Source organism: Anaerococcus tetradius (genome assembly GCF_947087635.1).
In the GTDB taxonomy this organism is placed as follows: domain Bacteria; phylum Bacillota; class Clostridia; order Tissierellales; family Peptoniphilaceae; genus Anaerococcus; species Anaerococcus tetradius.
Map to the genome: position 1 here is coordinate 1 of NZ_CAMUDP010000027.1, position 5,411 is coordinate 5,411.

The 5,411-nt window shown below is 31.6% G+C and carries 6 protein-coding genes and 1 tRNA gene; 4 read left to right on the top strand and 3 right to left on the bottom strand.

All coding sequences use genetic code 11. The features are described from left to right. Positions 1-88 precede the first annotated feature (88 nt). The gene (locus P6936_RS08120) at positions 89-1,018 is read left to right on the top strand and encodes a serine hydrolase domain-containing protein (protein WP_276881362.1); all 930 of its coding nucleotides are present in this window, start codon (positions 89-91) and stop codon (positions 1,016-1,018) included. Next, positions 1,019-1,321 (top strand): DUF4298 domain-containing protein, encoded by a 303-nt coding sequence (locus tag P6936_RS08125; RefSeq protein ID WP_276881363.1) that lies wholly within the window; start codon positions 1,019-1,021, stop codon positions 1,319-1,321. Positions 1,322-1,419: 98 nt separating this feature from the next. Here P6936_RS08125 and P6936_RS08130 read toward each other — a convergent pair. The 3 genes from P6936_RS08130 to P6936_RS08140 all read right to left on the bottom strand — a co-directional run bounded on the left by P6936_RS08130 (position 1,420) and on the right by P6936_RS08140 (position 3,539). Next, positions 1,420-1,495: transfer RNA gene (locus P6936_RS08130), tRNA-Lys, on the bottom strand. Positions 1,496-1,547: 52 nt separating this feature from the next. Further along, on the bottom strand, positions 1,548-2,330 hold the full coding sequence (locus P6936_RS08135) for a C39 family peptidase (protein ID WP_231723868.1): 783 nt from the start codon (positions 2,328-2,330) through the stop codon (positions 1,548-1,550). Positions 2,331-2,693: 363 nt separating this feature from the next. Further along, entirely contained in the window at positions 2,694-3,539 is an 846-nt protein-coding gene (locus P6936_RS08140) for a tyrosine-type recombinase/integrase (RefSeq protein ID WP_276881364.1), read from the bottom strand. Between the two features lie 767 nt (positions 3,540-4,306). On the opposite strand from P6936_RS08140, the gene P6936_RS08145 reads away from it, so the two are divergent. After that, a complete protein-coding gene (locus P6936_RS08145) occupies positions 4,307-5,161 on the top strand; it encodes an ADP-ribosyltransferase (protein ID WP_276881365.1) in 855 nt (284 codons plus the stop codon). Then, positions 5,139-5,309 carry a hypothetical protein gene (locus tag P6936_RS08150; protein ID WP_276881366.1) on the top strand — a complete coding sequence of 57 codons (171 nt, stop codon included), beginning with the start codon at positions 5,139-5,141 and terminating at the stop codon, positions 5,307-5,309. The genes P6936_RS08145 and P6936_RS08150 overlap by 23 nt, the downstream gene beginning before the upstream one ends. The last annotated feature ends 102 nt before the right edge of the window (positions 5,310-5,411 follow it).

Sequence of the window (5,411 nt, forward strand, 5' to 3'; positions counted from 1 at the left end):
TCTCAGTCAAGCAACGAGGTTAATAAATTGTGTTCCTATTCAACAGACAACACATTTAGAATCTATAGCTCTTTTAACAAGGTAAGATATGACTTTAAATCTGTCCGAATATTATAAAGATTATCTTAAAAACTCAAAGGCGACTTCTTTCATTATCTATAACAATGCCGATAAGACAATAACTGGAAATATAAATGATATTAGAGTAAATATTAGATCAGTAGCTAAAACAATAATGACCCTTACAGCCTTAAAGCTAATGGAAGATACTTCATTTGATATTAATCTTGATACAAAAATATATCCCTATATTTATAAAAAAATAAAGCTTACAAATAAGAAGAACTTAAAATACTTAGAAGAAATAAAATTGGATAATTTACTAACTCATTCAATTGGTTATGCTTATCCCTTGCTTATGACAAGGGATATAAAAGGGATGGATGAAGATGGCCTACTTAACTATGCAATAAACTATCCGATAAGCTACCATCCCGCTAACAAATTTCTTTATTCAAATGTAGGCTTTTATCTTTTGTCAGTTTTTATGGAAAGTATCTTAGAAACAAGTTTGTATGAATATATAAATAGAAATTTTTTTAAGGTACTCTCTATAGAAACACCTAGATGGGATTCTTATGGGTCTTATCTAGTAGGTGCAAGCAAATTATATCTAAGCTCAGTTGATATGCTTAAATTTGGGGAAATAATTCTTAATAAGGGCTTATATAAGGGTCTAAGGATACTTAATAAAGAAAGCATAGAAAAAATGCTTGAAATCTCCTATACCAATTCTAATTCTTCTAGGCTTAATTATTTATCTGAAGATTATTATTGTAGGGGAATATGGTTAAGTAAAGAAAATATTATCTTTGCTTCAGGAAGTGGTGGGCAAATCATTGCTATACTAGAAGATGAAGATATAATAATCGTAGCAAACAATGGAAATGATGAAGCCTACTCTAAGAATATAAAGTTAGATGTAGATAAGCTTATAGGAAAAATAAAGGAGATTTAAATGGATTATCAATACCTTAATGAACTAAATGAAATTTATGATAAACATTCTAAATTAATCGAAGATTTAAAAAAAGCTCTTGATGCTTTCAATGACAATCAAGATTCTTATAGAAGACTTGTTAATTACTATTATAGTGAAGACTTCACCAAAGATATGGATGCATCAAATAGGGGAGAGATAGCCACTGATATTAATCAAGCAATACTTACTGAAGATGCAATCTATGATTTAATGGGTGATAACTACTATACTGGACTCGCCCTCCTAGAAGTAGCCAACGATCTACTTCAAGAAAAATAAAAATAAAAAGCTGTTACTAAACATATTCTTGAGACTAGTAACGGCTTTTTAATTGCTTGTATTATATTAATAAAAAAAGAGCCGAAGCTCTTTAAAACTGGTGCACCATCAGAGACTCGAACTCTGGACACCCTGATTAAGAGTCAGGTGCTCTACCAACTGAGCTAATGGTGCGTGTCAACTACCCTTATATAATACCACCTATAAGAATAGCTGTCAAATATTTTTAAAAAATTTTCCATATGTGGGCTATTTGATTTTCTATCTGCTCATAATCCCATTGGCGTAAGGTATTTTTTATACTGTTAGGATCATTTATAATAAATTTTCCATCTTTGTAAGAATCTATTACAAAAATATGACCTGCTAGAGTGAAATATCCTCTATTGACAGAAACTATCAAAGGACCTTTTTTTAGAGCTTCAATTATAGCAGCTTTATTCTTATCGACATCTTGACATTTAAGTCCATATTTATTAGCTTCATGGGAGAAAAATTTCCATGAGATTCCTTCTTCAACCATAAATTCTCTAGCATCTTTACCAATTGTTTTTGGAGTTATGCTTGCATCTTTTTTTAGTCTAGATAAAACCATAGACATAGATGTAGGTCCACAACCTGCAAGTCCTATATTTGCTTCAGATAAGCTCTCATATGCCCATCTATTATCCCATTGGAGGTAGAAGGGAGTAGCTCTATTAAGTTTAAGACTTTCACCTTCTTTATAGGGGAATTTATTAATATTATGTTTCATATTGTAAATAAATTCCACTGTATCTGAGTCGTTACCAACTAGGTAGGCTTCGGTATCACTTAAATTTTTGAAATTATCCAAAATCCACTTAGCCTTTTGGTCGGTTTTTGCCGGTTCTTCTAATTTTTTAATTAAGTCATCTCGCCTATCAGACTTATACTCTGGTTTTGATTCATTAACCAGATTTATAGTTGAAACGAAATCTTTCCCCTTACTAAAAGTTTCCTTGGCTACAGAATTTATTTCTTCAATCATTTGTAAATTTTCTTTATCTAAGTAATCATTGTCTGATTTATTCTTATTAGAGCAGGAGCAAAGCACCAACAGCCCCAAAGAGAACACTATCCTATAAATCTTCATAATTTTACAGTACCTTTTATTAACTATTAATCAATTTAAAGGAGGACATAATTTTTAAAATTATATATGAGGCAAGGGAAGTTGATTATAAAGATTTATAATCGACAGATAATAGTTGCTTGTAAAAATATATTATTAAGCTATAATTATCTAGTAATGTTTCTTGGGACCCATTATAAAAAGATATATGCTAACGCTCCTATAGTACTTGATTTCAACGCTTTTGTTATTTTATTTTTTGCTTGCGTCAAAAATGCGTCAAATATTTATTATATTTTGATTTTTTATAAACTCTTTAGCTATATTATAGTTTTTCTTTGTTAAGTGTATATAAGTTTTTGTTATTGTGTTTAAATCATCACCAGCTAGATATGCCACAGTTAATAAATCTAGGCCGCTTATTACCAAGTTAGTAATATAGGTATGTCTTAGGTCGTGGAAGGTTATCCCTTCGTACTGGGTGCCGTTTAGATAGTATCTGCGTGCTTTTGATAGGGCATTACTTGGTTCGGTTTGGGGAAATATTCTTTGATCCATTCTTAAAGTTGGTCTTGATTGGATAAATTCTTTTAGTTCTTTGTAGAATTCGTCTGTTATTGGTATTTCCCTATTACTGTTTTTTGATTTTACGCTAGACAATTTCTTTGTAGTGTGGTTTAGCTGTTTATTTATTACAATATGATTTTTAGTTATGTCTGGAATTTTAAGTCCGGCTACTTCTGCTATTCTTGGTCCTGCGTTGTAGATTATTTTGCAGGCCATCTTACAATCCTGGCTACCGATAGTATTAAGCATCCCTATATATACATCATAAGAGACTATTTTGTCTTTCTTTTTTGGGACATAAATGGCTTTGTATGGATTCTTGATTTGAATTTCAAGTTCGTTTCTTAAAAAGTTATAGAAAGCGTGCATCCTCGACATATAGGAGTAGGGTAGATCTTTCTTGTACTCTCTATATTGATAGGGAGTTACTTCACTAAGTTTACAATGGTCAAATCTGTCGCAGAGTCTGAGGAAGCTTTTGGCGTTTATGAAGGTTGATTCTTTGACTCTAGTTTGTAAGTCTTCTAGATATATTTCTTTAAGTCTACCTATAGTCATTTTCTCATATTCGTTTGCCACTTTGCTTTGCCAGTCAGCTAGTTTTGGAACCGCCCAATTTTTGGCAGCTATTTTTGTTTTAAATCCTCCTTAGCTTTCTCCTTGTTTCCAGCTGTTATTTACATTTACACTTATTATAGCCTGGTATTTTTTGCTGTCCTTTCGTTTTCTTATGGTAAGGCTAACATCTTTCATATAACCTCCTATTTATGGTATAATAGAAGCAGGCGGAGTTATGCCGTCTGCTAAGTTTCTAAGAGATTCCAGCGTTGGGGAACGAGGGGAGTCTCTTTTTTTGTCATTTTTAAATAAAATGTCAATGCTTATACAAATTCTACTTTGTCACCAACTTTGATTGGTGGAACATTTCTTATAAAGTTTAGGTTAAGCTAATTTATTTTTTTCGCCTGTAGCTTCTGATTGAGATGATTTTGCGGTTCTTGCTTGAAGTTCTAGTTCTTTTCTATAGGCTTCTACTTCCTGGTCTATTTCTGCCTGAGTAGCTCTACTTAGATTTTGGTCTATTGAATATTTTCCACTGTCGCCAGGTCTTGGGTATAAGAGATGGCTTTTTCTTAGCCTTCGTTGTTTAGTTGGTTGAATAAACTTATTATTTTTTCTTGATTATTTGTTAAGCTTTGGTTTAAGTTTGAGTCTTTAGCAAACATTTTTACACGATTTACTTTTACAACATCATAGCCCATCAAATAGGCTTTGCTTACATTTAATGCTGTTGCGATTATATCTATTTTGTCTTGTTTGGCTTCATGTACAAATTAGGTTTTAAGCCTAAGATAGTTAGAAGAGAGGTTAGTGGATGTTGCAAATGGTGCAAGGATAAGGCAGGTGTCTATGATTATGAGGAAGTAAAAGACACTGGCAATGATGTCTTTAGAAGACATAGGTATTGTAGATGTACTGTAGACTATGTGCCTGACAAAAATAGAAGACAGAATGTCTGGTCAAAAGAGTGGAATGATCCTAAAAAAAGTGATAGGATTGATTTGGCAAATAAAATTGTTGATAATAAATTAAGTAATATTGCTAGAGCTAAGGCCTTAGAACTCGGTTACAACCCAATACCAGATGATAAAGTAGTAAATACACTGAGAAAAGATGCTGAGAAATGGATTCAAACTCTAAGTGATGATGAGATAAAAGCCATTGGTAAATATACCTACAATGGTAAGGATAATGATGGTCTTAGATTATTTGAGAAAATCAATGGATATCTAGATAATAGATATATACCTGCTAATGAAAATGAAGAAGAAATAATCTTAAGAAATGCATACAACATAAAACAAGGACTGTTGAAAAACAAGCTAAAACACGATATAATTGTTTATAGAACAGAAGAAGATATTAATAGACTTGATGATGATGTCAAAAAGTTTCTGAGTACATCAGTTACAAAAAATGGAGCATTTGGAGGTAAACCAAATGCGGCGATTATTGTTCCTAAAGATAGCAATGGAGCATATATAGAACCTTTAGCTGCAGGAAGTTATAAGAAGCAACGAGAGTTTCTTTTGAATAGCGGAATAAAATTAGTTAGAGTTTTTAATGATAATTATATAAGCATATTTGAGGTAAAAAATGAATATAAAACAAAAAAATGAAATAACGGATGAAGAAGTGATAAAGAATTTCCAAGATAGGTGTAATTCTCAAACATCATATGGAATATTAACGGAAGAAGATAAAAAAGAAATTGATATAAGATGGAAAAAAATTGAAGAATATGGCAAAAAACATTACCAAAAATAAAGCACAGCTAAATTTACAGGTGTAGGATTTTAGAGGTGCTTTTTTAGTAGACGAATTGTCAAATCAAATGCAACACCTACGGTAAGAAACCAAATAGTTCTT

Excerpts from the sequence above, each read along its gene's own strand:
- P6936_RS08120 (WP_276881362.1), top strand. The coding sequence starts at position 89 with ATGACTTTAAATCTGTCCGAATATTATAAAGATTATCTTAAAAACTCA.
- P6936_RS08135 (WP_231723868.1), bottom strand. The coding sequence starts at position 2,330 with ATGATTGAAGAAATAAATTCTGTAGCCAAGGAAACTTTTAGTAAGGGG.
- P6936_RS08145 (WP_276881365.1), top strand. The coding sequence starts at position 4,307 with ATGTACAAATTAGGTTTTAAGCCTAAGATAGTTAGAAGAGAGGTTAGT.
- P6936_RS08125 (WP_276881363.1), top strand. The coding sequence starts at position 1,019 with ATGGATTATCAATACCTTAATGAACTAAATGAAATTTATGATAAACAT.
- P6936_RS08150 (WP_276881366.1), top strand. The coding sequence starts at position 5,139 with ATGAATATAAAACAAAAAAATGAAATAACGGATGAAGAAGTGATAAAG.
- P6936_RS08140 (WP_276881364.1), bottom strand. The coding sequence starts at position 3,539 with ATGACTATAGGTAGACTTAAAGAAATATATCTAGAAGACTTACAAACT.